Below are 24,489 nucleotides of genomic sequence, written 5' to 3'. Positions count from 1 at the left end.
TGGTGCGGGGGCGGTGTGGGGCGCGGGGTGCGGTCAGCCCCGGGCGGCGCGGCCGAGCGCGTCGCGGGCGATGATGACCTGCTGGATCTGGCTGGTGCCCTCGTAGATCCGGAAGAGCCGGGCGTCGCGGTAGAACCGCTCGACGGCGACGCCGCGCATGTAGCCCGCCCCGCCGTGCACCTGCACCGCGCGGTCGGCGACCCGGCCCACCATCTCCGAGCAGAAGTACTTCGCGGCAGCGGGCCCGGAGACCATGTCGGTGCCGTCGTCGAAGCTGCGGGCGGCGTCGAGGACCAGGCCGCGGCCCGCGCGGGCGTCGGTCACCGAGTCCGCGACCAGGCCCTGGACCAGCTGGAACCGGGCGATCGGCTTGCCACCCTGCTCGCGGGTGCGGGCGAACTCGACGGTCTCGTGGACCAGCCGGTCGGCCATCCCGACGCAGACCGCGCCGATGTGCAGCCGGCCGTGGGCGAGGCACTTCGCGGCGACGAGGAAGCCCTTGTCGATGCCCTCCTCGCCGCCGACGACGTTCTCGAACGGGACGCGGACGTCGTCGAGGTACACGTCGGCGGTCCAGGCGCCGAACTGGCCCATCTTGTGGTCCTTCGGCCCGACCGAGAGGCCGGGGGTGCCCTTCGGGACGAGGAAGGTGGAGATGCCGCGGTTGCCGGGGGCGTCCGGGTCGGTCCGCGCGAACACCATGATCACGTCGGCGACGGGGGAGTTGGTGATGTAGCGCTTGGAGCCGTTGAGGACCCAGCCGTCGCCGTCGCGGACGGCCCGGGTGGTGAGGGAGGAGGGGTCGGAGCCCGCGTCGGCCTCCGTCAGCCCGAACGAGGCGGTGACCTCGCCGGAGGCGAGCCGGGGCAGCCACTGCTTCTTCTGCTCCTCGGTGCCGCCCTCCAGCAGCACGTGCCCGGCGATGCCGTTGTTGGTGCCGAACAGCGAGCGCAGCGCGGGGGTCGTCCAGCCGAGCTCGAACGCGAGGCGGACCTCCTGCGAGGCGGTCAGGCCGAGGCCGCCGTACTGCTCGGGGATGGTGAAGCCGTAGAGGCCCATCTCCTTGCACTGGGCGACGATGCGCTCGGGGACGGCGTCCTCGGCGTCGATCCGCTCCTCCTGCGGCACCACCTCGGTGCGGATGAAGTCACGGACGGAGTCCAGGACGTCGGTGAGGTCGGCGGGGTCCACGGGCACACCTTCTCGCGTCGTCGCGTCTGTTACCGAGGGGTAGCTCACCATGTCGCCCCCGTCCCACGCGACCCCGGCGGGGTGTTCGTCACCGCCTATCCTCGGGGTGCACCCGTGCCGCGCCGAGCAGGAGGACCGCATGTCCGAGGAGCCGGCCGACCGCGACCTCGCCACCCGCCCCCGCCCCGCCCCCGACGAGCCGGGCGGCAGCCACCTGGACCCGCACCTGGTCCGCGCGCTGGAGGGCTGGGGCAACGGCGCGTTGCGCGAGTACCTGCTGCGCGACGGCGGCCTGCACCTGCCGCACCCGCCGGGCTGGCCGTCGTCGTGGCCGGGGCGCACCCGGCTCGGCGCCCAGATGGCCTACCTGCTGACCGGGCTGCCGCTGGCGGTCGTCAGCGGGGTCGTGGTCCTGGTCGGGCTGGTGCTGGGCGCGGGGACGTTCGTGATCTGGATCGGGCTGCCGATCACCGTCGGGCTGCTGGCCGCGGCGCGCGGGTTCGCCGAGCTGGAGCGCCGGGCCACCGAGGCCGCGACCGGGGGCCCGCTCCCGCCGCACCACTACCGGCCCAACCGCGGGCGCTCGCTGATGGGGCGGCTGTTCCGGGCCCTGGCCGACCCGCAGAGCTGGCGCGACGTCGCGCACGCCGTCACCGCGCTGCCGGTGCGGACGGTGACCGCGGCGATCGCGCTGGTCTGGTCGGTCACCGGCCTGGGCGGGCTGTTCTACGTGTTCTGGCAGTGGTCGCTGCCGCGCGGGCCGAACAACTGGACACTGTTCGGCTCGATCACGGGCATCGACTCCACCCTCGGCGACGTCGCGCTCAACACCGGGCTCGGCGTCCTGCTGCTGATGACCCTTCCGACCGTCGTGCGCTGGCTGACCGACGTGCGCGCGCTGCTCGCCCGTGGCCTGCTCACCAACCAGACCGCCGCGCTGCGGGCCCGCGCGCTGGCGCTGGCCGCCGGCCGCCGGGCGGCCGTCGCGGCCGAGGCGCAGACCCTGCGCCGGCTCGAACGCGACATCCACGACGGGCCGCAGCAGCGCCTGGTGCGGCTGGGTATGGACCTGGAGTCCGCCGTCCGGCGCCTCGACGACGACCCCGAGCGCGCCCGCCCGCTGCTGCACGAGGCCCTGGAACAGAGCCGCGAGGCGCTCTCGGAGCTGCGTGCGCTGTCCCGGGGCATCGCGCCGCCGATCCTGGCCGACCGCGGGCTCGGCCCGGCGCTGCGGGCCGCCGCGGGGCGCTGCCCGGTCCCGGTCGACCTCGACGTGGGCCTCGACGACGGCACCCGGCTGCCCGCCCTGGTCGAGAACACCGCGTACTTCGTGGTGACCGAGGCGCTCACCAACATCGCCAAGCACGCCGGCGCGACCGCGGTGACGGTCACCGTGACCGTCGACGAGACCCTGCTGCGGGTCTGCGTCCGCGACGACGGCCGCGGCGGCGCCCATCCGGGCAAGGGCCACGGCCTGGCCGGGCTCGCCGACCGGCTGGAGATCGTCGAGGGACGCCTGGAGGTCGACAGCCCGCCGGGTGGCCCGACCGTCCTGACCGCGGAGGTCCCGGTCGCCGGCCTGGGGGACGCGTGACCCAGGATGGGGCCATGACGATGCGGGTGGTCCTCGCCGAGGACTCGGTGCTGCTGCGCGAGGGCCTGGTCCGGCTGCTGGAGGAGGCGGACGCGACGGTGCTCGCCGCGGTCGGGGACGGCACCGCGCTCGTCGCCGCGGTCGAGGAGCACCAGCCCGAGGTGGCCGTCGTCGACGTACGGATGCCGCCCTCGTTCACCGACGAGGGGCTGCGGGCCGCGCTGGAGATCCGCAGGCGGTTCCCGTCGGTCGGGATCCTGGTGCTGTCGCAGTACGTCGAGGAGTCCTACGCCACCGACCTGCTGGAGGCCGGCGGCGGGGTCGGGTACCTGCTCAAGGACCGCGTGTCCAAGCTCGCCGAGCTCTCCGACGCACTCGGCCGGGTCGCCGCGGGCGGCACCGTGCTGGACCCCGAGGTCGTCACCGCGCTGCTCACCAAGCGCCGCCGGCGCGACCCCCTGGCCGAGCTGTCCCCGCGCGAGCGCGAGGTGCTGGAGCTGATGGCACAGGGTCGCACCAACATCGCCATCGGCCGGCTCATGGTGATCACCCAGGGCGCGGTGGAGAAGCACATCTCCTCGATCTTCACCAAGCTCGGGCTGCCGCCGTCGTCGGACGACCACCGCCGCGTGATGGCCGTCCTGGCCTGGATCGGCTAGACCGACCGCAGGTCCAGCGCCAGCTCGGCGGGCCCGCCGTCGTCGACGGTCACCGGGATGCCCCAGTCCTGCTGGTAGCGGTGGCAGGCGGCGAACCCGTCCGACGGGTCGTCGCAGGCCGCCGCGGTCACCGCGACCTGCAGCACCCCGGCGCCGACGCCCGGGTCCAGGCGCAGCTCGCGGGTCAGCCCGGTCGCGGTGCCCCCGCCGGACAGCAGCAGCGACGGCGGGTCGGCCGCCACGGTCAGCGACGTCGGGTCGCCGTACCGGTCGTCGAGGTGCTGCCCGGTGGGCGGGGCGAACCCGATCCGCAGCGCCACGCCCGGGGCGAGGGCCGTCGGGGTCCGCCGGACGACGTGGGCGTCGCCGGACACCAGCGACCCGGCCGGGACGGGCAGCCGCACCAGCTGGTGCGCCGCGGACTCGACCACGACCAGCGTCTCGCCGTCGACGAGCAGGTCCGACGGCTCGGCGAGCCCCTCGGCCAGGGTGGAGACCAGGTTCGTCGCCGGGTCGAACCGGCGCACCGCGCCGTTGTAGGTGTCGGCGACGGCGACCGAGCCGTCGGGCAGCACAGTCACCCCGAGCGGGTGCTGCAGCAGCGCCTGCGCGGCCGGGCCGTCGCGGTGCCCGAACTCGAACAGCCCCTGCCCGACGGCCGTCGCGACCGCGGCCCCGGGGCCGTCGCCGACCCGGCGCAGCGCGGAGATCTCGGAGTCGGCGACCCACAGCGTCCCGTCGGGGCCGGCGGCCAGCCCGGACGGCTGGGCGAAGAACGCCTCGTCGAACGCGCCGTCGCGCAGCCCCTCGTTGGTGGTCCCGGCCAGCACCCGGGCCTCGCCGGTGGCGGGGTCGAGGGTCCACAGCTGGTGCGGTCCCGCCATCGCGACGACGACCGTCCCGCCCCACCACTCCAGGTCCCACGGCGAGGACAGCATCGCCGACGCGGCACCGACGGCGACCCGCTCGCGCAGCTGCTCACCGGTTCCGGCCAGGGTGGACACGGTGCCGTCGGCCAGGCCGATCCGCCGGATCGCGTGGTTGACGGTGTCGGCGACCAGCACGGCGTCGCCGGAGGGGAGGACCAGCAGCCCCTGCGGCTCGGAGAACCGTGCCGTCGCCGCCGCGCCGTCGGCGAGCCCGCGCTCCCCGGACCCGATCCGCCGCACCTCGGTCGCCAGGTCGGGCTCCAGCTCGACGAGCTGATGGTGGGCGGTGTCGGACACGAGGAACGTGCCGCCGGGCAGCGCGACGACCTTCCCGGGGAACCGCAGCGCGGTGTCCGGCGCGGGCGGCGGGACGTACGGGTCGTCCCCGCGGCGCAGCCGGTCGCCGTGCGTGGCGACCAGCTCCCGGACCAGCGCGGCCAGCCCGGGGCCGTGCCCCTCGCCCGCCATCCGGGCGACGACGAACCCGTCCGGGTCGATGACGGCCAGGGTCGGCCAGGCGCGGGCGGCGTAGGCGTCCCAGGTGGTGAGCTCCGGGTCGTCGAGGACGGGGTGGGTGACGTCGTAGCGCTCCACGGCGGCCTCGACGGCGGCCGGGTCCGCCTCGTGCAGGAACTTCGGCGAGTGCACCCCGATGATCGTCAGGACGTCACCGAACTCGGCTTCCAGGGGCCGCAGCTCGTCGAGCGCGTGCAGGCAGTTGACGCAGCAGAACGTCCAGAAGTCGAGCACCACGATCCGCCCGCGCAGCCCGGCGAGGGTCACGTCCTCGCCGCCGGTGTTGAGCCACCGCCGTCCGCGCAGTTCGGGCGCCCGCACCTTCATCCGTTCACCAGCAGTCACACCGGCCCCAACGACGGACCGGCGCGCGGGTGTTCCCCGGCCACGCCACACTGATCGTCATGCCCGAGCTGCCCGAGGTGGAGAACGCACGCACGGTCCTCGCCGAGGCCGTCGGCCGCACGATCACCGCCGTCGACGACCGCGACGACTGGGTCTGCCGCCCGCACCGCCCCGGTGACATCGCCTCGGCGCTGAAGGGCGGGCGGCTCACCCGGGCGAACCGGATCGGCAAGACCATGTGGTGCGACACCGAGACCGCCGACGGCGAGGCGGGGCCCGCGCTCGGCGTGCATCTCGGGATGGGCGGACGGATCGTCGTCACCGACTCCGACGGTGAGCGCATCGGCGGCGGCCCCGCCCGCCCCGACCGGCAGCCGCGCAAGGCCGAGTGGGACCGGTTCACCATGACCTTCGACGACGGCGGGGAGCTCCGGCTGTTCGACAAGCGCCGTCTCGGCCGGGTCCGGCTCGACCCCGACCTGTCCGGTCTCGGCCCCGACGCGGAGGGGATGAAGCCGGCCGAGTTCCGCGACCGGCTGCTGCGCGGCACGTCGGCGGTGAAGGCACGGCTGCTCGACCAGTCCGTGCTGGCAGGCGTCGGGAACCTGCTGGCCGACGAGGCGCTGTGGCAGGCGCGGATCTCGCCGAAGGCCCCGGTGCGCGACCTGACCCGCACCGACCTGGACCGGCTGCACCGCAACCTCGACCGCGCGCTGGAGCGGGCCGTCGCGAACGGCGGCGTGCACACCGGTGAGGTCGTCGAGCACCGGCACCCGGGCGGGCACTGCCCCCGCTGCGGGACCGAGATGGTGCACGGCACCGTCGGCGGGCGGTCGACCTGGTGGTGCCCGCAGGAGCAGGTCTGACCGGAGGCCGTGCACAATCAGCCCATGCCGGACACGTCCGACACCGCTCTGCTCTTCCTCGACCGCGGCCTCGTGCGCGCCGACGACGCCCCACCCGACCCCGCGGCCCAGCGCCGTGCCCACACCCTGGTGCGGACCGCCCGCGGTGCCCGATGGGTCGTCCCCGTGCTCCTGCTCGTCGTGCTGGTGCTCGCGTTCACCCCGGTGGCGGGCGCGGCGTTCTGGGTGGCGGCCGTCGTCGTGCTGGTCGGGGTAGTGGCCGTGGTGCTGCTGCTGACCCGCGCGGCCGCCGTCGCGCACGCCACGGCGGGGCTCCCGGTGCCGATCGAGATCACCGGGAAGGTCGCGACCGCGATGCGTGCCGTGCTCGCGATGACCGGCGCACTGCGGACCCACCGGAGGGCCGGCGGTGCCGCCGAGGGGGTCGCGCTGCTGCGGCAGTGGACGACGGCGACCGAGGCCCTGCGCGCGGCGTGGCTGCGCGACGACATCGGTGCCTGGCACGACCACGCCCGCACCCTCGCCGCGGCGGGGGAGCGGGCGACGCGCATCACCGGCGGCCTGACCGGCGCCGGGACGCCGGACGGGGACTCCGCGGGCTGACCGGCGCCGTGGTGGGGCCGCGCCGGGTCAGGCCGCGGCGGTGTCCGGTCGCCGGGTCCGCCGGTCGAGCACCAGCGACAGCACCGTCACCCCGGTGAACGCGAGCGCCGCCCCGGACGCCCATCCGGCGAGCACGTCGGAGAGCCAATGCACACCCAGATAGACGCGGGTGAACCCGACGGCCCCCGCCCACAGCACCGCGAACGCGGTGAGCAGCACCCGGCCGCGTGACCGCAGCACCGGCCACAGCACGAGCACCAGCGTCGTCCAGGCGGCGGCGACCATGGTCGCGTGCCCGGACGGCAGCGACTCGTTCGCCACGGCCATCACCTGCAGGTCGGCGGGCGGACGGGCCCGGTCGAGGATCCGTTTGACCATCGTGAACACCACGCTCGCGACGAGCGGGACCGCGGCCAGGCACAGGCCCTCCGCGACCCGGCCGCGCACCGCGAGCACGGCCCCGCCGACGAGCGCGACCGCCGTGCTCCCGACGGTGTTGCCGAGCTCGGTGACGACCAGCGCGACCACAGTGACGCCGGGGATCCGGTCCGCGGCCAGCCCGACGGCGGTCTCGGTGTCCCCGCCCTGCAGCACACCCGTCCACGCCAGGGCGATGAGCACCCCGGCGAGGACGAGCAGGACCGCAGCGACCGGACCGGTGACGCGGGCCCGCAGCGGGGCCGACGGTTGATCGTTCACCGGGCGATTCTCTCCCGGTCGATGCTCGTCCGCCGGAAGAGGTGCCTCAACGGCCGCGCCAGGCGCGGTAGCGGCCGATCAGCGCGGCGGTGGACGCGTCGAGACCGGCGTCCGGCGGGTTCGGGTCGTGGAGCGCGGGGCCGAACTGCTTGGCCATGACCTTGCCGAGCTCCACTCCCCACTGGTCGAAGGAGTCGATGCCCCAGATCGTGCCCTCGACGAAGGTGACGTGCTCGTAGAAGGCGATGATCTGCCCCAGCACCGACGGGGTCAGCTTCTCGGCCAGGATCGTCGACGACGGCCGGTTGCCCGGCATCACCTTGTGCGGCACGACGTCGGCCGGGGTGCCCTCGGCCTCGATCTCCGCGGCGGTCTTGCCGAACGCCAGCGCCGCGGACTGGGCGAACAGGTTCGCCATGAACAGGTCGTGGGAGTCGGCGGCGTCCTCGCCGGGCAGGTCGTGGTGCGGGCGGGCGAATCCGATGAAGTCGCACGGCACGAGCCGGGTGCCCTGGTGCAGCAGCTGGTAGAACGCGTGCTGGCCGTTGGTGCCCGGCTCGCCCCAGAAGATCTCGCCGGTGGTCGTGGTGACCGGGGTGCCGTCGCCGCGCACGGACTTGCCGTTGGACTCCATGGTCAGCTGCTGCAGGTAGGCGGGCAGCCGGTGCAGGTACTGGGAGTACGGCAGCACCGCGCGGGTGTCGGCGCCGAAGAAGTTCGCATACCAGACGCCGAGCAGTCCGGAGATCACCGGCAGGTTCTGCTCGAGCGGGGTGTGCCGGAAGTGCTCGTCCATGGCGTGCATGCCGGCGAGGAACTCCGCGAAGTGCTCGCGGCCGATCGCGCACATCAGCGACAGCCCGATCGCGGAGTCCAGCGAGTAGCGGCCGCCGACCCAGTCCCAGAACCCGAACATGTTGTCGGTGGAGATGCCGAACTCCGACACCTTCTCCGCGTTCGTGGAGACCGCGGCGAAGTGTTGCGCGACGGCCCCGGTGTCGTCCGTCCCCAGCCCGGACAGCAGCCAGGACCGCGCGTTGCGGGCGTTGGTCAGCGTCTCCTGCGTGGTGAACGTCTTCGACGAGACGACGAACAGCGTGGTCGCCGGGTCGAGGTCGCGGGTCTTCTCGTACAGGTCGGTCGGGTCGATGTTGGACACGAACCGGCACTCGAGGTCGCGCTGCGCGTAGTCGCGCAGCGCCTCGTAGGCCATGACCGGGCCCAGGTCGGAGCCGCCGATGCCGATGTTGACCACCGTGCGGATCCGCTGCCCGGTGGACCCGGTCCGCGCCCCGGAGCGCACCGCGTCGGTGAACTCGCCCATCCGGTCCAGGACGGCGTGCACGTCGGCGACGACGTCCTGGCCGTCGACGGTGAGCGACGCGTCACGCGGCAGCCGCAGCGCCGTGTGCAGCACGGCCCGGTCCTCGGAGGTGTTCACGTGCGCACCGGTGAACATCGCCTCGGTGCGGGCGGGCAGCCCGGCCGCCCGCGCCAGGTCCGTCAGCAACCCGACGGTGTCGCGGGTGATGCGGTGTTTGGAGTAGTCGAGCACCAGGTCGGCCCCGGTGGCGGTGAGCGCACCGGCGCGGTCGGGGTCGTCGTCGAACAGCGACCGCAGGTGCCGCGGCTCGACCTCCGCCGCGTGCTCGGTCAGCGCCGTCCATTCCGTGGTCGCCGTGATGTCGTGGCTGTTCGTGTCGGACACGACGGCCATCATGGCGCAGCGCCGGGGCCCGAGCGCGACGGCGCGACGCGGCGGCGCGTCACTGGTCCGCTCGGGCGTACCGCCCGGCGCGCGCAGGGTCGTGCGGGACGAGCGGCATGTCCGGATCGCCGGACTGCACGTGGCCCCGACGGTCGGTGAACCCCGGGTGGGTGAGCCGCCGGCCACTGCGACGTCCGGGTGACGTCCCCTTCCTGCAGGGACACGCTGTGTGCCCGCTACCTGCGGCGACGCGGGATCGGGGTGACCGCTCGACCGGTCGTGCCGTGTGGACCACCGGCCACAGTGCTCCCCGGTCGGGTGACACGCGGTGGCGTACATCTCGTCGCGTCCTGCGGCCGTCTCGTCGCGCAGGGTGGCTGAACCGGTCGGCGTAGCGCGTTCGTGCCCCTAGGGTCGTGTGCAGTCCGTGGTGACGAGCTCACCCGCGGTGATCATCTCGTACCTGGAGGAACCGTGTACCGCTCCCTGACCGGAACCCCGCGCGACGTCGCGCTGCTCGTCGCCCGCCTGCTGCTGGCCTACATCATGGTCATGCACTCGTGGAAGAAGATCGACGCCGGTCTGTTCGACACCGCCGCCGTGTTCGCGAAGTTCGGCATCCCGCTGGCCATCGGCGCGGCGTCGTTCACGATCGTGGTCGAGCTCGTGTTCTCGGTCTCGGTCGCCCTCGGCGTCCGCATGGTTCTGCCCGGCGCGATGATGACCTTCGTGATGGCCGGCGCGATCTGGTTCGTCCACGGCAAGAACGGCCTGTTCATGGCCGACAACGGCTGGGCGCTCGTCGGCACCATCATCTGCGCCACGCTGATCCTCATGTCCACCGGCCCGGGCCGGTTCAGCGTCGACGAGCTCCTGTCCCGCCAGGCGGCCCGCCGGATGGAGCAGACCCAGGCGATCCCGCGCCAGACCGTCTCGGTCTGACCCGCACCTCCCGGTCCGCCCGCGCGCCCCGGAGCCGGGCGGGCCGGTGACCCTCCTCCCGGACCGCCCGCGAGCGTGACCACGGCCCGCACCCCGACGCCACGGGGTGCGGGCCGCATCCGTGCCCGGCGCTAATCTCCGCGGGTGAGCCACGAGCGGACGACCGAGGGGCGGGCGCTGCCCCGGCTGACCGCGATCCGGTACGTGACCCCGCTGCGCGAGGGCGGGTCGCTGCCCGGGCTGATGGAGGCCGACGACCTCGGTACCTACGCGGTCAAGTTCACCGGCGCCGGGCAGGGCCGCCCGGTGCTGGTCAACGAGATCGTCTCCGGGGAGCTCGCCCGCGCGCTGGGTCTGCCCGTCCCGCGGATCGCGACGATCGTCGTCGACGGGACGCTCGGGCGCACCGAGCCGGACGAGGAGGTCCAGGAGCTGCTCCGGAACTCCGACGGGCTCAACCTGGCCGTCGACTTCCTGCCCGGGGCGCTCGACCTGGACCCGGTCGCCTTCGACGTCGGGCCCGGGTTCGCCGGTCGGGTGCTCTGGTTCGACGCGCTCGTCGGCAACGTCGACCGCTCCTGGCGCAACTCGAACATGCTGCTCTGGCACCGCAGGCCCTACCTGATCGACCACGGAGCGACGCTCACCTTCGCCCACGACTGGTCGGCCGCGCCGCGGTTCGCCCACCGCCCGTACGACGCCGGCGACCACGTGCTGCTCGGCGCCCGTCCCGACCTCGACGCCGCGGACAGCGCACTGGCCCCGCTGGTCACCCCGGACCTGCTCGAAGGGGTGCTGGCGCTGGTGCCCGACGAGTGGATCGCCGACGTCGACGGCGTCGGGGGTCCCGACGCCGTACGCGCCGCCTACGTCCAGGCGCTCGCGGCCCGGGTCGCGGCGCGCGAAGACTGGCTGCCGGGCGTCGCCGCGACGGTGGCGGCGGGCAGACCGCGGCCGGTCGACCGTGCCCCACGCCGTCCGCCGTGGCTCCGGATCGGCGGCGTCGGCGGCGGTGAGGGCCGGTGAGCGGCTTCGTCGCCTACGAGTACGCGCTGCTGCGGGTCGTGCCGCGGGTGGAGCGCGGCGAGTCGATGAACGCCGGGGTGCTGCTGCACTGCCGGGCCCGCGACGTCCTCGCGGTGCGGGTCCACCTCGACCGCGCCCGGCTGGCCGCGCTCGACCCGGCCGCCGACGCCGACGCCGTCGACGAGCTGCTGGCGACGGTGGCCGCGGTGGCCGCGGTGCCCGAGCCACCGCGCTCGGACCGGCACGCCACCGGCGCGCTGGCCGCCCGCGGGCCCGGCGCGGGGGAGGACATCGGCCGCCGCTTCCGGCGCCTGACCACCCCACGCAGCACCATCGTGTGCCCCGGCCCGGTCCACACCGGTCTCACCGAGGACCCGGCCGCGGAGGCCGAGCGGCTGCTCGCCCGCCTCGTCCTGGCGCTCTCCTAGACACGACCCCGGCCGGGGCCCGGACACACGACGGCGCCGCCCGGTGACCGGTGCGGCGCCGTCGGGTGTGGACGGTCTCAGGAGGAGGCGGCCCGTCCGGCCTTCTCGATCGAGTCCGCGAGCTGGTCCTCGCTGAGCATCGGGAAGAAGCCGCGGAAGTCCGGGTCCTGCACACCGCTCCAGTCGTAGACCTGGGTGACCGTCGTGCCGTCGCCCTCGGGCGCGAGGTGCCAGGTGTAGGTGTGGCCCTCGGCGCGCACGTCGCCGATCGTGTCCTTCTTCGCGTCGATCGGGTGCATCGACGGCGCCCAGCCGATCACGCGGTCCTGCTCGAAGGACGTGACGGTGTTCTTCATCTGGTAGTCGCCGAGGTCGCCGTTGTGCATGTTCATCACGAACTCGTCGCCGACGCCGCTGATCTCCGTCGAGCCCTCGACACCCCGCAGCATGCCGGCCCCGTCGATCTCCTGGTGCCGGGTCGGGGTCGACAGCAGCGCGAACAGCTGCTGCGGGGTGGCGGACACGGTGCGGGTGACGGTGATCTGGTCGCTCACGGGTTCCTCTCCCACCGGTCGTCGTCGACGGCGCCGGGGTGCGCCGGATGCGACCGGTCATGATCAGGTGAGAGGTGCCCGCAATCGTCGCGTCCGAAACGGGGGTGGTCGGCGCGGGGGCGATCATGTTGCATCGGGGGATGACCGATGCACACGACGGGGTGGACCCGGTCGCCCTGACCCGCTGGCTGGCCGCCGAGGTGCCGCAGGTCGAGCTCGGCGACGGCCCGGTGGCCGTGGAGCGCATCTCCGGCGGGCACTCCAACCTGACCTTCCGGATCACCGACGCCCGCGGCACGCCGTACGCGCTGCGCCGCCCGCCGACAGGGGGCGTGCTCGCCACCGCGCACGACATGGGCCGGGAGTGGCGCTTCCTGACCGCGCTGGCCGGTACCGCGGTGCCGGTGCCGGAGCCGGTCGCCCTGTGCTCGGACACCGCGGTGCTGGGCGCCGGCTTCTACCTGATGGGCTGGGTGGACGGCGTGGTCCCGGGGGACCGCGCCGCGGGGGAGGCCGTCCCGGAACCGGAGCGGCGGGCCTGCGGACTGGACACCGCCGAGGTGCTCGCGGCGCTGCACGCCGTCGACCCGGCGGAGGTGGGGCTCGGCGACATGGCGCGGCCCGGCCGCTACCTGGAACGGCAGCTGCGCCGCTGGCACCGGCAGGCGCACGCGGGCGCGTTCACCGACCTCGCCGCGCTCGACGCCGCGCACGCCGCGCTGGTCGAGGCGATGCCGCCGGAGCCGGCCGGCGGGCCGCGGATCGCGCACGGCGACTTCCGGCCGGGGAACCTGTCGTTCCGCGGAGGCCGGATCACCGGCGTCTTCGACTGGGAGCTCGCGGCACTGGGGGAGCCCCTGGCCGACCTGGGGTGGCTGCTGGCGTCCTGGGAGCGTCCGGGCGACACGCTGCCCGCGATCACGAGCGGCCCGACCGCGGCGCCCGGCTGGCCCGACCGCGACCTCGTCGCCGCCCGCTACGCCGAGCGCTCCGGGCACGCGCTGGACCAGCTGCCGTACTGGGTGGCGTTCGCGCACTGGCGTTGTGCCTGCATCGGGACCGGGGTCTGGACGCGCTACGCCCAGGGCAACATGGGCTCGGGCGCCGAGTCCGGGGAGGCCCTGGAGCGCCGTCGTGAGCGCGTGGTCGCCGACGCGGAGGCCGCACTCGCCGCATTGCGGCGCGGGCCGACGGGGCGTTGTCGCGGGGCGTAGTCTGCTGCCCACCACAGGTGATCACCCGGCGCGGGTGGTCACCGCCGCGCGGCGCCGCACCGACGCCGCGCACGGCCCGTCCGCGACCGGGGGAGTACGACGATGTCCGAGGCCGACGACCGCACCCGAGAGATGAGCCGGGAGACCGCCCGGCCGCGTCCCCGCAGCGGGGTGAACCCCGGTCGGCTGTGGGCCGGCGGTGTGGCGACGGCGGTGATCGCCGCGTTGATCGCCCTGGTGGGGCTGCTGATCCTGCAGGTCCTGCTGCAGATCCCGTACCTCGCCCCGGCCGTCTCCGAGCCGCTCGACGGCTGGGCCGCGGCGCAGAGCCTGGCGATCTGGGCCGCGGTCGCCGGCCTGGCGGCGACCGGGCTCGCGCACCTGCTGCTGGTCGCGGTGCCGAGCCCGATGTCCTACTTCGGCTGGATCGCCGGGCTGCTCACCGCGCTGGCCGCGGTGTCTCCGCTGATCCTCACCGAGCAGCCCTGGGCCGTCCGCATCGCCACCGCGGTGATCCACCTCGTGATCGGGATGTCGATCATCAGCCTGGTGACGACGACGGTCACCAGCGCCACCCACCGGGCCTGAGCTCAGGCGTCGACGGGGACCCGGGCGTCGCCCAGGCGGACCGGCAGCGTCCGGTAGCCGCGCAGCACCCGGGTCCCGCGCAGCTCGGCCGGACCGTCGGCGCGCAGGTCGGGGTAGCGGTCGAACAGCGCCCGCAGCCCGACCTCGCCCTCCATCTTCGCCAGCGCCGCACCCAGGCAGTAGTGGATCCCCTGGCTGAACGCCACGTGCCGGTCCGCGCCCGCGCGCCCGACGTCGAACCGGGCGGGGTCGGGGAACACGTCCGGGTCGCGGTTCGCGCCCCCGAGGTGGGTGAGCACCAGCGCGCCCCGCTTGACCGGGAACCCGCACACCTCGGTGTCGCGTGCGGCGACGCGCCCGGTCCGCTGGACGGGGGAGTCGTAGCGCAGGACCTCGTCGACCGCGTTCGGCCACAGCGCCGGGTCGGCCTGCAGCCGGGCGAGCTCGTCGGGGTGGGTCAGCAGCAGCCGGGTGCCGTTGCCGATGAGGTTGACCGTCGTCTCGAACCCGGCGGCGAGCAGCAGCATCGCCAGCGACAGCAGCTCGTCGTGGGTGAGCCGGCCCTCCTCCTCGTCGTAGGCGGCGACCAGCGAGGACAGGATGGAGTCGTTGGGCTCCCGGCGCAGCCGCTCGAAGTGCCCGGCCATCCAGTCGGTGAGCGCGTCGATGTCACGCTCGGAGCGGTGGAACGTCGCGTAGTCCAACCCCATGTCGAGGGAGTAGGCGCCGCCCTCGCCCCACTCCAGGAACTTCTCCCGCATCTCCACCGGGGCGCCGAGCATCTCGGTGATGACGGTGGCCGGCAGCAGTGAGGCGTAGCCGGAGATGACGTCGGTGCGCCGGTCGGCGCCGGCCCGCGTCTCCAGGTCCGCGAGCAGCTGCGCCGCGATCTGTTCGGTGCGCCCGCGCAGCGAGGAGATCGCCTTGGCGCTGAACGAGCGGGTGACCAGCTTGCGGATCCGGTTGTGGTCCGGCGGGTCGATCGACAGCAGCGACGGCGGCTCGGCCGGCCCCAGCGGCCAGGTCCCGCCCGCGGCGAGCAGCGCCCGCAGCAGGCCCGGCGCGTTCTCCGGCATGCGCAGCCCGACGCAGAAGTCGGGGCTGCGCAGCACCTCGGTGGTGATCTCGTGGTCGACCGTGGTCCAGGTCAGCGCCGAGCGCACCATCCGGCCCTGTCCACGGATCTGCTCGTAGGCCGGGTACGGGTCCCGGACCGCATCCGGGTTGATGATCATGTGCGCGCCCAGGTCACCCTTGGCCGCCTGGCGGGTCACCTCCCGCCGCATCGCCCCGTGCCGCAGCACCCACCGGATCCACCGTCGTACTCCCCGCGATGCCGCCATCCCGGCCTCCCCGCCTCGTCGTCGAGCTCGGTTCCGAAGCTACCAGGAGTAAGTTACCGCGGGTAGGTACGTTTCCGGCCCCGGCGGACGGTGGGCCGGACCCCACCGGGTACCAATGGCGGGTGTCCGCCGTCGGGGAGCCGCGCCTGCTCGCGGTCAGTGACCTGCACGTGCGGCACGCGGAGAACGCCGACATCGCCGCGGGGCTGCACCCGGGACACCCGGGGGACTGGCTGATCGTCGCGGGTGACGTCGACGAGCGGATCGAGAGCGTCGTCGCGACGCTCGCCGTGCTGCGGGAGCGTTTCGCGCAGGTGCTGTGGACCCCGGGCAACCACGAGCTCTGGACCCGCGCCAAGAACGCCCGGGCCGACGCGGTCGAGCAGCTCGCCGGCGTCGCCCGCTACGACGAGCTGGTCCGCCGCTGCCGGGATGTCGGGGTGCTGACCCCGGAGGACGCGTGGCCGGTATGGGACGGCCCGGGTGGCCCGGCCGTCATCGCGTCGCTGTTCGTGCCCTACGACTACTCGTTCCTGCCCGCCGGCACCACGACCTCGGAGGAGGGGCTGGCCGCGGCGTACGCCGCCGGTGTCGTCTGCACCGACGAGTACCTGCTCCATCCGGCTCCGTACGCCACGCGGGCCGAGTGGTCCGCGGCCCGGGTGGCGTCGACGGCGACCCGCCTGGACGCGCTCGATCCGGACCTGCCGACGGTGCTGGTCAACCACTGGCCGCTGGTCCGCGAACCCTGCGATGTCCTCTGGTACCCGGAGTTCGCGCTCTGGTGCGGCACGACGGCGACGGCGGACTGGCACCGTCGCTACCGGGCGCGGGCGGTCGTGCACGGCCACCTGCACATCCCGCGGACGGTCACGGTCGACGGCGTCCCGTTCGTCGAGGTGTCGCTGGGTTACCCGCGGGAGTGGCGACGCCACTCCGAGCGGGTCGGTGGCCACTTCCCGGACCTGTTGCCGCGCACGGTGTTGCCTGCGTCATAGTTAGGTAAGGCTTACCTTGCTATAGCCTCGGGGTCCGTCGACACCCGAGGAGAACGATGACTGCGCTGCGCGTCGCCGTGATCGGCGCCGGTCCGGCTGCCGTCTACGCCGCCGACACCCTGCTGAAGTCCGATGCCGACGTCGCCGTGGACCTGTTCGAGAAGCTGCCCGCCCCGTTCGGGCTGGTCCGCTACGGCGTCGCCCCGGACCACCCGCGGATCAAGCAGATCGTGCACGCCCTGCACCGCGTGCTGGACCGCCCCGGCGTGCGGCTGTTCGGCAACGTCCATTTCGGGACCGACATCACCCTGTCCGACCTGCGTGACCACTACGACGCGGTCATCGCGGCCACCGGCTGCGAGCGGGACCGGGACCTCGACGTCCCCGGCGTCGACCTTCCGGGCAGCCACGGCGCCGCCCGCTTCGTGCAGTGGTACGACGGCCACCCCGACGTGCCCCGGGACTGGACGCTCGACTCGTCGTCGGTCGCGGTGATCGGCGCCGGGAACGTGGCCCTGGACGTCGCCCGGATCCTGGCGAGCACCGCCGAGGGGCTGTCGGGCACCGAGATCCCGGACTCGGTCCACGCCGGGCTCGCGGTCAATCCGGCCACGGACGTGCACGTGTTCGCCCGCCGCGGGATCGCGCACGCCCGGTTCAGTCCGATGGAGCTGCGCGAGCTGGACCACGTGCCGGGCGTCGAGGTGGTCGTCGACCCGGCCGACGTCGAGTTCGACGACGTCGCCGCGGCCGAGGTCCGCTCGGCCAAGCACGTCGAGATGGTGGTGCGGACCCTGCAGGGGTGGGCGCTGCGGGACCGGCGCGGCGACCCGCGCCGGGTGCACCTGCACTTCCTCTCGCGCCCCGAGCGGATCCTCGGCACCGACCACGTCGAGGGCATCCGGATCGAGCGCACCGAGTACACCGGCCACGGCGACGTCCGCGACACCGGCGAGTTCACCGACTTCCCGGTCGGTGCGGTCTACCGGGCGATCGGCTACACCGGCTCGCACCTGGCCGGGTTGCCCTTCGACCACGAGCACGGCGTGCTGCCGCACCGCGAGGGACGGGTACACGACATCGACGGCCAGGAGATGCCCGGCGTCTACGCCGTCGGCTGGATCAAGCGCGGCCCGGTCGGGCTGATCGGGCACACCAAGGGCTGCGCCTCGGAGACCGTCGCGAGCCTGCTGGCCGACGCGCCACAGCTGCCCCGGGCGCCCCGTCGCGACCCGGCCGAGGTCGACGCGCTGCTGGAGCGCCGGGGCGTGGCGTACACCACCTGGACCGGCTGGCTCGCGCTCGACAAGCACGAGCGCGGCCTCGGCGAGGCGCGCGGCCGCGAGCGGACGAAGGTCGTGCCGCGCGAGGACATGGTGGAGATCAGCAGGACGGGATGACTCTCCGGCCCACGACGCCGGATGCCGGGGTGGGTGGTCGCGGAACCCCGCGGCCGCCCACCCGATCACTCCCGCGGGTCCCGCGGCCCGGGCAGTGCCCGTGGGGGCCGGCGACCGACCGGCTCGCGCCGTCCCTGCTCCCGGGGCGGGACGAAGAGCCACCACAGGATCCACAGCCCCGGGCCGCTGGTCAGCAGGATCGCGGTGGCCAGCCAGCCGTCGCGCCACAGGGCGCCGGCGACGATCCAGCCCGCGATCCACACCACCATCGCGACGAGCCGGATCCGGATGCGACGACCGTGCTCGACCGTCAGCGGCTCGGTCAGGTCGGTGACGACCCGGACCTGTTCGCGACGGCGGCGGCGCATGCCTCCCGACGCTACGCGGGCCCAGGGGGAGACACGCCCCTAGCCGCGCGTGCGCTCCCCGAAGCGTCGGCGGAACTTCTCGACCTGGCCCGCGGCGTCGAGCACCCGGGCGTTGCCCGTCCAGAACGGGTGTGACGCCGAGGTCGTGTCCACCTTGATCAGGGGATAGGTGTTCCCGTCCGACCACTCGACGGTCTCGCGCGAGGTCTCGGTCGACCGGGTCAGGAACTCGTCGCCGGTGGACGTGTCGCGGTAGACGACCGGGCCGTACGGGGGGTGGATGCCGGGCTTCACGGTGTTCCTCCTGCGTCGCGGGTGTTACCGTCGACAGTAATCGACAACGATTACTGTTTGCAGGAAGGGGTACCGGTGGACGGGTTCACGGTGGTCCGGTGCGGGGCCTGCGCCCACGCGCCCTCGGGGTTCGACGAGGACGCGCACGGCACCGTCGCGGCCCTGCCCGGTGTCGACGAGGTGCTGGTCGAGGGGCTGCGCGCGGTGGTGCAGGACAGCGCCCAGGGGGTGCTCGTGACCGCGGGGTGCCGGCTCGGGCCGGGGGTCTGCGCGGTGCGGCGGCCCGGTCTGATGGTGCTGGTGCAGGCGTGCGACGCCGCCCGCACGCGTCCCCGGTCGCCGGTGGTCGCGGTCGGCCCGGTCCGCAGCACCGACGACGTCCGTGCGGTGACCCGCTGGCTGCAGGACGGCGGCGCCCCCGACCCGCAGGCACTGCCCGCACGGCTGCGCTGCGCGATCACCCCGGAGGCCGCCCGCGGCTGACGCACGCGGAGTACCTCCCCGGACCGCCGGCCGGCGACGTCGGCGCGGGGCGGGGCGACAACTCCCTCGCGCGGGCGCGCCCCGGTCGGGCAGGGTCGGGGAGTGAGCACCCTGCGCCGGGACCCGATGCCGTTGCGTGACCGGACCGCACTCGTGACCGGAGGCGGTCGGCGCGGCGGGATCGGGCACGCGACCGCCTGCCGGCTCGCCGCCTACGGCGCGGCCGTCGTCGTGCACCACTTCGCCCCGCACGACGCGACGCAGGAGTGGGGTGCCGACGACGTCGACGCCGCTCTCGCGGAGGTCCGGGGGCACGCGACGGCGCCGGTCGCCGGGGTGCACGCCGACCTCGCCGACCCGGCCGCGCCGCAGCGTCTGCTCGACGCCGCCCGCGAGCTCGGCGGGCCGGTCGACCTGCTCGTCGCCAACCAGGCCCTGTCGGGTTCCGACGGTCCACTGGGGGAGCTGTCCGACGAGTTGGACCGGCACTGGGCGGTCGACGCCCGCGCGTCGATCCTGCTGGTCCAGGCGTGGGCGAACGCGCACGACGACACCCGTCCCGGCGGCGCGGCCGTCCTGCTCACCTCCGGGCAGGCACGCGGGCCGATGCCCGGTGAGGTGGCCTACGCCGCGGCGAAGGCGGCCGTCGCGGGCGTCACCCCGACCCTGGCCGACCAGCTCGCGGACCGGCGGCTGCGGGTCAACACGGTGAACCCGGGGCCGGTCGACACCGGCTACCTCGGCGCGCACGCGTTCCGGGCGATGGCCCCGATGTTCCCGTTCGGCCGATTCGGCGAACCCGACGACCCGGCCCGGCTGATCGCGTGGCTGTGTACCGACGAGGCGGCCTGGATCACCGGACAGGTGATCGACTCGGAGGGAGGGTTCGCCCGGCACCGGAACGGGTGGCGACCGTGGTGATGTGGAGCGGACGACGGGATTCGAACCCGCGACCCTCACCTTGGCAAGGTGATGCGCTACCAGCTGCGCTACGTCCGCAGTCGCACCGTCTCCGGCGCGTGCTGAGGCACGATAACGCACCCGCTCCCGGGTGCTGCGCCGCACCCCCGTCGATGATCACTACGTCGCCGGGGGTGCGGGTACACCGCTGTCATGAGCGGACGGTTGGACGGGACGACGGTGATCGTGACGGGCGCGTCGAGCGGTATCGGTGAGGCGACCGCCCGGGCGCTGGCCGCCGAGGGGGCGACGGTGGCGCTGCTGGCCCGGCGCCGGGAGCGCCTCGAGGCGCTCGCGACGGAGCTGCCGAGGGCGTCGGTGCACCCGGTGGACGTCACCGACGACGACGCGCTGCACGCCGCCGTCGCGGCGGTGGTCGAGCAGCACGGCGGCCTGGACGTGCTCGTCAACAACGCCGGCTTGGGGTCCTGGGGTCCGGCGGCCGAGGCCGACGTCGCGGACTGGCGCACGATGATCGACGTCAACCTCACGGGCGTCCTGTCGACGACGCACGCGGCCCTGCCGCACCTGGCGACGGCGGCCGGTGGGCCGCGCGGCGTCGCCGACGTGGTGACGATCAGCTCGGTGGCCGGTCGGCGGGTCCCGTCGCCGGAGAGCAACGTCTACGCGGCCACCAAGCACGGGGTCGGCGCGTTCTGCGAGGCGCTGCGCCAGGAGTACGCCGAACGCCACGTGCGTGTCGGCCTCGTGGAGCCCGGCCTGGTCGCCTCGGAGATGACGACCTCGGGTGCGGAGTACGCCCCGGACGCGACCTCGAAGGGCGAGCGCGGGGTGCTGAAGCCCGCCGACATCGCCGACGCCGTCGTCTACATCGTGACCCGGCCGCGGCACGCGGCGGTCAACGAGATGCTCGTGCGCCCGGTGGAACAGGTGCGCTGAGTCGCGGCAGGGTAGGCCCGGAAAGCAGAATCCCCGGGGCCGGACTTCCGGCCCCGGGGATCCGGGAAATGGTGCGCGATACTGGGATTGAACCAGTGACCCCTACCGTGTCAAGGTAGTGCTCTCCCGCTGAGCTAATCGCGCGAGGCGGCGGCGGGAATCGAACCCGCGTACAGGGCTTTGCAGGCCCTTGCCTAAGCCACTCGGCCACGCCGCCGGAAACCGGCCTGCTGTCGGGGCCCGGCAGAGCGGACGACGGGATTCGAACCCGCGACCCTCACCTTGGCAAGGTGATGCGCTACCAGCTGCGCTACGTCCGCATGCCGCACCGTTCCCGTAGCGTTTCCGCAAGTTCCCGGTGCGTTGGGAGAACAGTAGCGTACGGTCCGTGGCCGCTGTCGAGGGGGTACCCGGTGATCGTCCGTCCAGGTCAGCGGGGCCACGACCGCCGGACGAGCCCGGGGGAGGGCGCCGTGGGTGGTCGGCGGTGCGCGTCGCCGTACCCGGAAATGCGAGATCCCCGGGGCCGATGTGCGGCCCCGGGGATCCGGGAAATGGTGCGCGATACTGGGATTGAACCAGTGACCCCTACCGTGTCAAGGTAGTGCTCTCCCGCTGAGCTAATCGCGCGTGGGAAGAGAAGTCTCCGAGCGGACGACGGGACTCGAACCCGCGACCCTCACCTTGGCAAGGTGATGCGCTACCAGCTGCGCTACGTCCGCACCGTGCACCGCGTCCCGGGCCGTGAGGCCCGTCCGCGGTGCGGTGAGAGAACACTAGCACCCGCCCCGAGGGGGGTCCGACCGCCCCCTCTCTCCACCACCGGATGTCCTCTCACGTGCGGAGACGGGCTCCGCCCGGTGGTGGGGTACGTCGGGTCAGTCCCGGGCGGTGGTGTCGAGCAGGTCGGCGAGGGCGGCGTCGAAGTCGAGCCAGGAGTACTCGGCGGCGGCCGGCACGGCGTCGTAGGTCGCCTGCAGGAACTCCGACAGCGTCGCCGCGGAGGTGGTGAACAGGGCGTGGCCCGACGGGGAGGTGAGCTCGAGCTCGATCCGGGTCGGGTCGTCGCTCATCGGCTGCACCCGGACGTCGCCGGTGCCGGCGGAGTCGACCAGTCCGTCGCCGAGCAGGTCGCGGGCGAAGACCCAGTCGACCGTGGTGTCGTGACCGGTCTTGAACGAGGCCTGCACGGCGTAGGGGTCGCGGCTGCTGTAGGACAGCTCGACCTTCACGGGAACGACAGGCGCGTCCGGAGCGATGAGCTCGAACATGGCCGTCGCCCGGATCGTCTTGGACTCGTCGCGCATCGGTGATCCTCTTTCGTGGGGGCGTTGCGTGGGGCGTCAGTGTGGGAACGAGACAGAAGGCCTCGGGGTGACGGGTTCGATGCGCAAGAACGTGGATCACCGTGGGATGACCCCCGATCGAGTCACAACGGTGTAACTCGCTGCGTGTGGCGACAGGGCTGAACGGGCTCCGCGCCGTCCTGGCGTGTGAGCCGGGTGACCGGGAACGACTACTCTCGTCGGAGTCCGAACCGGAACGGGTACGGACACCGAACACAGCAATCGTGAGGACAACGCTGGTGGCAGGCATCGCCGATCCGCCGGACCGCCCCGAGCACGGGCGGGCCGCCGGGCCTGCCGCGCGCCGTGATCCGGCGCGTCGTGACGACGCGGGGGACGCGCGACTCGTGCAGCGGATCGTGTCGGGCGACTCGACCGCACTGGGTGAGCTGTACGACCGCTTCGGGCGTCAGGCCTACTCCCTCGCGCGACGTATCTGTGCCGACGAGGGGTTGGCCGAGGACGTCGTGCAGGAGGTCTTCCTGGCCTTCTGGCGCGACCCGTCGCGCTTCGACCCGGCCAAGGGCCGCTTCGGTACCTGGCTGCTGACCCTGGTGCACCACAAGTCCGTCGACGCCGTCCGCCGGGAGAGCGCCATCCGGCGCCGCACCGTCCCGGCGTCGGACGACGGCGCCGAGTGGAACGCCCCGCCCGGCCCGGGTGCCGACGAGGGGGCCATCGGCGCACTCGTCGCCGGTCAGGTGCGCGACGCGCTCGGTCAACTGCCCGCGGACCAGCGGAAGGTCCTCGCGCTGGCGTACTACGGCGGCTACACCCAGCGAGAGGTGGCTGCGATGACCGGGGTGCCGCTGGGCACCGTGAAGTCCCGCATGTTCACCGGGGTGGCCAAGCTCCGGAACCTGCTGGGCCCGGCGCTCGGGGAGGCCGGGGGAGACCTGGCGGGAGGGCTGTCGTGAACGGCAACGAGGGGAGGCCCTGTCCGATGAACGAACAGACGGTCGGGTGGGCGCTGCACGCCCTCGAGCCCGACGAGGAGATCGAGGTGGTGCAGCACCTCGAGAGCTGCGACGAGTGCCGACGGCTCGCCGCGGACGTCGCCGGGACCACGACCGTCCTCGGTGGCGCGGTGCCGCAGGTCGAGCCGCCGCCGTCGCTGCGTGAGTCGATCATGGAACAGGCCCGGCAGACCCCGCAGCTCGGACGCGAGTCCGACCGCCCGGTGCCGCGGCACGCCCTCCGCGACGAGACGTCGTCCACCGGCGCCGCGCCCGACGGGGGGGCGCGCGCCCGCCCGTCGCGGTCCGAGCCGTCCACCGGGCCCGCGACACGCCCGTCGGGAGGTGCCGGACGCGGTCCGGCCCGGAACGGGTGGCTGCGCCGCCCCGGACGGGTACTGGTCGCGGCGGCCGTCGCACTCGCGGTGATCGTCGGCGGGGGAGCGGCGTTCGGGCAGATCCGGTCCCTGCAGGCGGAGCGGGACGCGAGCCTCGCGCAGGCCCAGGAGCTGCGCGACGTGCTCTCCGCCATCGCGCAGCCCGGGACACCGCACGCCTTCCTCTCCGCGGAGCCGGGGGCGCCGATGGTGGCCGCGGTCGTCGTGAAGGACGGACAGCGCCAGGTCATGCCGATGGGGCTGGGCCCCAACGAGACCGCGGACCAGACCTATGTCCTGTGGGGACTCGACGGTGACGGAACTCCGCGCGCGGTCGGCACGTTCGACGTGCGAGCGGGGCAGTCGGGACCGGTGTCCGTAGAATCGCCCGACAGCGGGGCCTACGGGACATACGCCGTCTCGCTCGAGCGCGGAAGGGAGGCTCCTCCCGCGCCGACCAAGGTAGTCGCGGCCGGGCAGGTGGAGACCTGAGTACGACGGAGAAGAACGACGTCGGTGTGCCGGCGTCCGGGAGAACCACCTCCGGGCGCCGGTACACCGGTATCCGCAAGAAGTACCGGCGGGCGAAGGTCCGCTACCGCGTGTTCCGGGCCCGCGTGGCCCGCAACCCGGTGCTGGACCTGACCTACCGCATCACCATGGGCGTCCTCGGCACCGCGATCGTGATCATCGGGATCATCGCGCTGCCCGCACCGGGTCCCGGCTGGGCAATCATCTTCCTCGGCCTGGGCGTGCTCGCCGCCGAGTTCGGCTGGGCGCAGCGGCTCCTGCACTGGGTCCGTGTCCGCTACGACGGCTGGGTGGCTTGGATGGGCCGCCAGAACCGCGTGGTGCAGCTGCTGGTGATGACGCTGATCCTCGGCACGGTCGCCGTGTGCGCGTGGCTTTTCGGGATCTTCGAGACGGCCGGCGGCTGGGTGGGGATCCACTGGGAGTGGCTGCGCTCGCCGCTGCTGCCGCTGATCCAGCCGCCGCCCCCGCCGGTGCCCGTTCCGGGATCGGAGCTGGTCACGGGCCCGCGGTGATCCACGGGTGACCCCCGTGAACGGCGGTGGGACGGGCTGTGTAGAGTTGGTTTCACCGCTGAGGGCGATTAGCTCAGGGGGAGAGCGCTTCGTTCACACCGAAGAGGTCACTGGTTCGATCCCAGTATCGCCCACAGTCAAAACCCCTGGTCACAG

General features: G+C 73.8%; 26 protein-coding genes and 7 tRNA genes. 18 read left to right on the top strand and 15 right to left on the bottom strand.

The window, feature by feature from the left end; genetic code table 11:
• Positions 1 to 33 precede the first annotated feature (33 nt).
• Positions 34 to 1,191, bottom strand: coding sequence for an acyl-CoA dehydrogenase family protein (locus ATL51_RS06670; RefSeq protein WP_073574140.1), 1,158 nt, complete (start codon positions 1,189 to 1,191; stop codon positions 34 to 36).
• A 139-nt stretch (positions 1,192 to 1,330) separates the two neighbouring features.
• Here ATL51_RS06670 and ATL51_RS06665 point away from each other — a divergent pair, with 139 nt between their 5' ends.
• Both ATL51_RS06665 and ATL51_RS06660 read left to right on the top strand, forming a co-directional pair.
• Positions 1,331 to 2,785 (top strand): sensor histidine kinase, encoded by a 1,455-nt coding sequence (locus ATL51_RS06665; protein ID WP_100880530.1) that lies wholly within the window; start codon positions 1,331 to 1,333, stop codon positions 2,783 to 2,785.
• Positions 2,786 to 2,805: 20 nt separating this feature from the next.
• On the top strand, positions 2,806 to 3,444 hold the full coding sequence (locus tag ATL51_RS06660) for a response regulator transcription factor (RefSeq protein WP_100880529.1): 639 nt from the start codon (positions 2,806 to 2,808) through the stop codon (positions 3,442 to 3,444).
• On the opposite strand, the gene ATL51_RS06655 is transcribed toward ATL51_RS06660, so the two are convergent.
• Positions 3,441 to 5,216, bottom strand: coding sequence for an NHL domain-containing thioredoxin family protein (locus tag ATL51_RS06655; RefSeq protein ID WP_100878040.1), 1,776 nt, complete (start codon positions 5,214 to 5,216; stop codon positions 3,441 to 3,443). The two genes, ATL51_RS06660 and ATL51_RS06655, sit on opposite strands and share 4 nt — an antisense overlap.
• 77 nt (positions 5,217 to 5,293) lie before the next feature.
• On the opposite strand from ATL51_RS06655, the gene ATL51_RS06650 reads away from it, so the two are divergent.
• Both ATL51_RS06650 and ATL51_RS06645 read left to right on the top strand, forming a co-directional pair.
• Complete coding sequence (locus ATL51_RS06650; RefSeq protein WP_100880528.1) at positions 5,294 to 6,100, top strand: Fpg/Nei family DNA glycosylase; 807 nt, start codon at positions 5,294 to 5,296, stop codon at positions 6,098 to 6,100.
• A gap of 24 nt (positions 6,101 to 6,124) precedes the next feature.
• On the top strand, positions 6,125 to 6,703 hold the full coding sequence (locus tag ATL51_RS06645) for a hypothetical protein (RefSeq protein ID WP_100878039.1): 579 nt from the start codon (positions 6,125 to 6,127) through the stop codon (positions 6,701 to 6,703).
• 27 nt (positions 6,704 to 6,730) lie between these two features.
• Here ATL51_RS06645 and ATL51_RS06640 read toward each other — a convergent pair whose 3' ends face one another.
• Positions 6,731 to 7,402: a phosphatase PAP2 family protein gene (locus tag ATL51_RS06640; protein ID WP_100878038.1), complete on the bottom strand. Its 672-nt coding sequence runs from the start codon at positions 7,400 to 7,402 to the stop codon at positions 6,731 to 6,733.
• A gap of 46 nt (positions 7,403 to 7,448) precedes the next feature.
• The gene (pgi, locus tag ATL51_RS06635; RefSeq protein WP_392567359.1) at positions 7,449 to 9,110 is read right to left on the bottom strand and encodes a glucose-6-phosphate isomerase; all 1,662 of its coding nucleotides are present in this window, start codon (positions 9,108 to 9,110) and stop codon (positions 7,449 to 7,451) included.
• Positions 9,111 to 9,584: 474 nt separating this feature from the next.
• On the opposite strand from pgi, the gene ATL51_RS06630 reads away from it, so the two are divergent.
• The 3 genes from ATL51_RS06630 (at position 9,585) to ATL51_RS06620 (ending at position 11,506) form a co-directional block, all read left to right on the top strand.
• Positions 9,585 to 10,052 carry a DoxX family protein gene (locus tag ATL51_RS06630; protein ID WP_100878037.1) on the top strand — a complete coding sequence of 156 codons (468 nt, stop codon included), beginning with the start codon at positions 9,585 to 9,587 and terminating at the stop codon, positions 10,050 to 10,052.
• Between the two features lie 144 nt (positions 10,053 to 10,196).
• Positions 10,197 to 11,078: a HipA family kinase gene (locus ATL51_RS06625; protein WP_301548922.1), complete on the top strand. Its 882-nt coding sequence runs from the start codon at positions 10,197 to 10,199 to the stop codon at positions 11,076 to 11,078.
• Positions 11,075 to 11,506 carry a DUF3037 domain-containing protein gene (locus ATL51_RS06620; RefSeq protein ID WP_100878036.1) on the top strand — a complete coding sequence of 144 codons (432 nt, stop codon included), beginning with the start codon at positions 11,075 to 11,077 and terminating at the stop codon, positions 11,504 to 11,506. The genes ATL51_RS06625 and ATL51_RS06620 overlap by 4 nt, the downstream gene beginning before the upstream one ends.
• 77 nt (positions 11,507 to 11,583) lie before the next feature.
• On the opposite strand, the gene ATL51_RS06615 is transcribed toward ATL51_RS06620, so the two are convergent.
• Complete coding sequence (locus tag ATL51_RS06615; protein ID WP_157818251.1) at positions 11,584 to 12,060, bottom strand: SRPBCC family protein; 477 nt, start codon at positions 12,058 to 12,060, stop codon at positions 11,584 to 11,586.
• Positions 12,061 to 12,200: 140 nt separating this feature from the next.
• Between ATL51_RS06615 and ATL51_RS06610 the strand changes: the two genes are divergently transcribed.
• Positions 12,201 to 13,274, top strand: a complete 1,074-nt coding sequence (locus ATL51_RS06610) for a phosphotransferase family protein (RefSeq protein WP_100878034.1) — start codon at positions 12,201 to 12,203, stop codon at positions 13,272 to 13,274.
• Positions 13,275 to 13,376: 102 nt separating this feature from the next.
• Positions 13,377 to 13,862 carry a DUF6069 family protein gene (locus tag ATL51_RS06605; protein WP_083658059.1) on the top strand — a complete coding sequence of 162 codons (486 nt, stop codon included), beginning with the start codon at positions 13,377 to 13,379 and terminating at the stop codon, positions 13,860 to 13,862.
• A gap of 2 nt (positions 13,863 to 13,864) precedes the next feature.
• On the opposite strand, the gene ATL51_RS06600 is transcribed toward ATL51_RS06605, so the two are convergent.
• Positions 13,865 to 15,166, bottom strand: a complete 1,302-nt coding sequence (locus ATL51_RS06600) for a cytochrome P450 (protein ID WP_100878033.1) — start codon at positions 15,164 to 15,166, stop codon at positions 13,865 to 13,867.
• A gap of 161 nt (positions 15,167 to 15,327) precedes the next feature.
• Here ATL51_RS06600 and ATL51_RS06595 point away from each other — a divergent pair, with 161 nt between their 5' ends.
• Both ATL51_RS06595 and ATL51_RS06590 read left to right on the top strand, forming a co-directional pair.
• A complete protein-coding gene (locus ATL51_RS06595) occupies positions 15,328 to 16,203 on the top strand; it encodes a metallophosphoesterase family protein (protein ID WP_208622932.1) in 876 nt (291 codons plus the stop codon).
• A gap of 56 nt (positions 16,204 to 16,259) precedes the next feature.
• Positions 16,260 to 17,603, top strand: coding sequence for an FAD-dependent oxidoreductase (locus ATL51_RS06590; protein WP_208622931.1), 1,344 nt, complete (start codon positions 16,260 to 16,262; stop codon positions 17,601 to 17,603).
• A 65-nt stretch (positions 17,604 to 17,668) separates the two neighbouring features.
• Here the strand turns inward: ATL51_RS06590 and ATL51_RS06585 are convergent, their stop codons facing one another.
• Both ATL51_RS06585 and ATL51_RS06580 read right to left on the bottom strand, forming a co-directional pair.
• Positions 17,669 to 17,971, bottom strand: a complete 303-nt coding sequence (locus tag ATL51_RS06585) for a hypothetical protein (RefSeq protein WP_100878031.1) — start codon at positions 17,969 to 17,971, stop codon at positions 17,669 to 17,671.
• Positions 17,972 to 18,010: 39 nt separating this feature from the next.
• The gene (locus ATL51_RS06580; protein ID WP_020624102.1) at positions 18,011 to 18,265 is read right to left on the bottom strand and encodes a type B 50S ribosomal protein L31; all 255 of its coding nucleotides are present in this window, start codon (positions 18,263 to 18,265) and stop codon (positions 18,011 to 18,013) included.
• A gap of 75 nt (positions 18,266 to 18,340) precedes the next feature.
• Between ATL51_RS06580 and ATL51_RS06575 the strand changes: the two genes are divergently transcribed.
• Together ATL51_RS06575 and ATL51_RS06570 are read left to right on the top strand one after the other, a co-directional pair.
• Positions 18,341 to 18,748, top strand: a complete 408-nt coding sequence (locus tag ATL51_RS06575) for a hypothetical protein (RefSeq protein WP_100878030.1) — start codon at positions 18,341 to 18,343, stop codon at positions 18,746 to 18,748.
• A 102-nt stretch (positions 18,749 to 18,850) separates the two neighbouring features.
• The gene (locus ATL51_RS06570) at positions 18,851 to 19,669 is read left to right on the top strand and encodes an SDR family oxidoreductase (RefSeq protein WP_100878029.1); all 819 of its coding nucleotides are present in this window, start codon (positions 18,851 to 18,853) and stop codon (positions 19,667 to 19,669) included.
• A gap of 2 nt (positions 19,670 to 19,671) precedes the next feature.
• Here ATL51_RS06570 and ATL51_RS06565 read toward each other — a convergent pair.
• Positions 19,672 to 19,747: transfer RNA gene (locus ATL51_RS06565), tRNA-Gly, on the bottom strand.
• Positions 19,748 to 19,861: 114 nt separating this feature from the next.
• Between ATL51_RS06565 and ATL51_RS06560 the strand changes: the two genes are divergently transcribed.
• Entirely contained in the window at positions 19,862 to 20,608 is a 747-nt protein-coding gene (locus ATL51_RS06560; protein WP_100878028.1) for an SDR family oxidoreductase, read from the top strand.
• Positions 20,609 to 20,677: 69 nt separating this feature from the next.
• Here ATL51_RS06560 and ATL51_RS06555 read toward each other — a convergent pair.
• The 6 genes from ATL51_RS06555 to ATL51_RS06530 all read right to left on the bottom strand — a co-directional run bounded on the left by ATL51_RS06555 (position 20,678) and on the right by ATL51_RS06530 (position 21,915).
• Positions 20,678 to 20,752, bottom strand: a tRNA-Val gene (locus tag ATL51_RS06555).
• Position 20,753: 1 nt separating this feature from the next.
• A tRNA-Cys gene (locus ATL51_RS06550) sits at positions 20,754 to 20,825 on the bottom strand.
• A gap of 30 nt (positions 20,826 to 20,855) precedes the next feature.
• A tRNA-Gly gene (locus ATL51_RS06545) sits at positions 20,856 to 20,928 on the bottom strand.
• Positions 20,929 to 21,163: 235 nt separating this feature from the next.
• Positions 21,164 to 21,238 (bottom strand) — tRNA-Val (locus ATL51_RS06540).
• A gap of 19 nt (positions 21,239 to 21,257) precedes the next feature.
• Positions 21,258 to 21,330: transfer RNA gene (locus tag ATL51_RS06535), tRNA-Gly, on the bottom strand.
• Positions 21,331 to 21,486: 156 nt separating this feature from the next.
• Complete coding sequence (locus ATL51_RS06530) at positions 21,487 to 21,915, bottom strand: SsgA family sporulation/cell division regulator (RefSeq protein ID WP_073574127.1); 429 nt, start codon at positions 21,913 to 21,915, stop codon at positions 21,487 to 21,489.
• A gap of 278 nt (positions 21,916 to 22,193) precedes the next feature.
• Here ATL51_RS06530 and ATL51_RS06525 point away from each other — a divergent pair, with 278 nt between their 5' ends.
• The 4 genes from ATL51_RS06525 to ATL51_RS06510 all read left to right on the top strand — a co-directional run bounded on the left by ATL51_RS06525 (position 22,194) and on the right by ATL51_RS06510 (position 24,467).
• Entirely contained in the window at positions 22,194 to 22,871 is a 678-nt protein-coding gene (locus ATL51_RS06525; RefSeq protein WP_073574126.1) for an RNA polymerase sigma factor, read from the top strand.
• Between the two features lie 26 nt (positions 22,872 to 22,897).
• A complete protein-coding gene (locus ATL51_RS06520) occupies positions 22,898 to 23,779 on the top strand; it encodes an anti-sigma factor (protein ID WP_100878027.1) in 882 nt (293 codons plus the stop codon).
• Between the two features lie 26 nt (positions 23,780 to 23,805).
• A complete protein-coding gene (locus tag ATL51_RS06515; RefSeq protein ID WP_100878026.1) occupies positions 23,806 to 24,333 on the top strand; it encodes a TIGR02611 family protein in 528 nt (175 codons plus the stop codon).
• Between the two features lie 62 nt (positions 24,334 to 24,395).
• A tRNA-Val gene (locus ATL51_RS06510) sits at positions 24,396 to 24,467 on the top strand.
• Positions 24,468 to 24,489: the final 22 nt, after the last annotated feature.

The sequence above is a fragment of the Pseudonocardia alni genome, from assembly GCF_002813375.1.
Lineage (GTDB): Bacteria > Actinomycetota > Actinomycetes > Mycobacteriales > Pseudonocardiaceae > Pseudonocardia > Pseudonocardia alni.
This window is presented reverse-complemented; position numbering and strand designations above follow the sequence as displayed.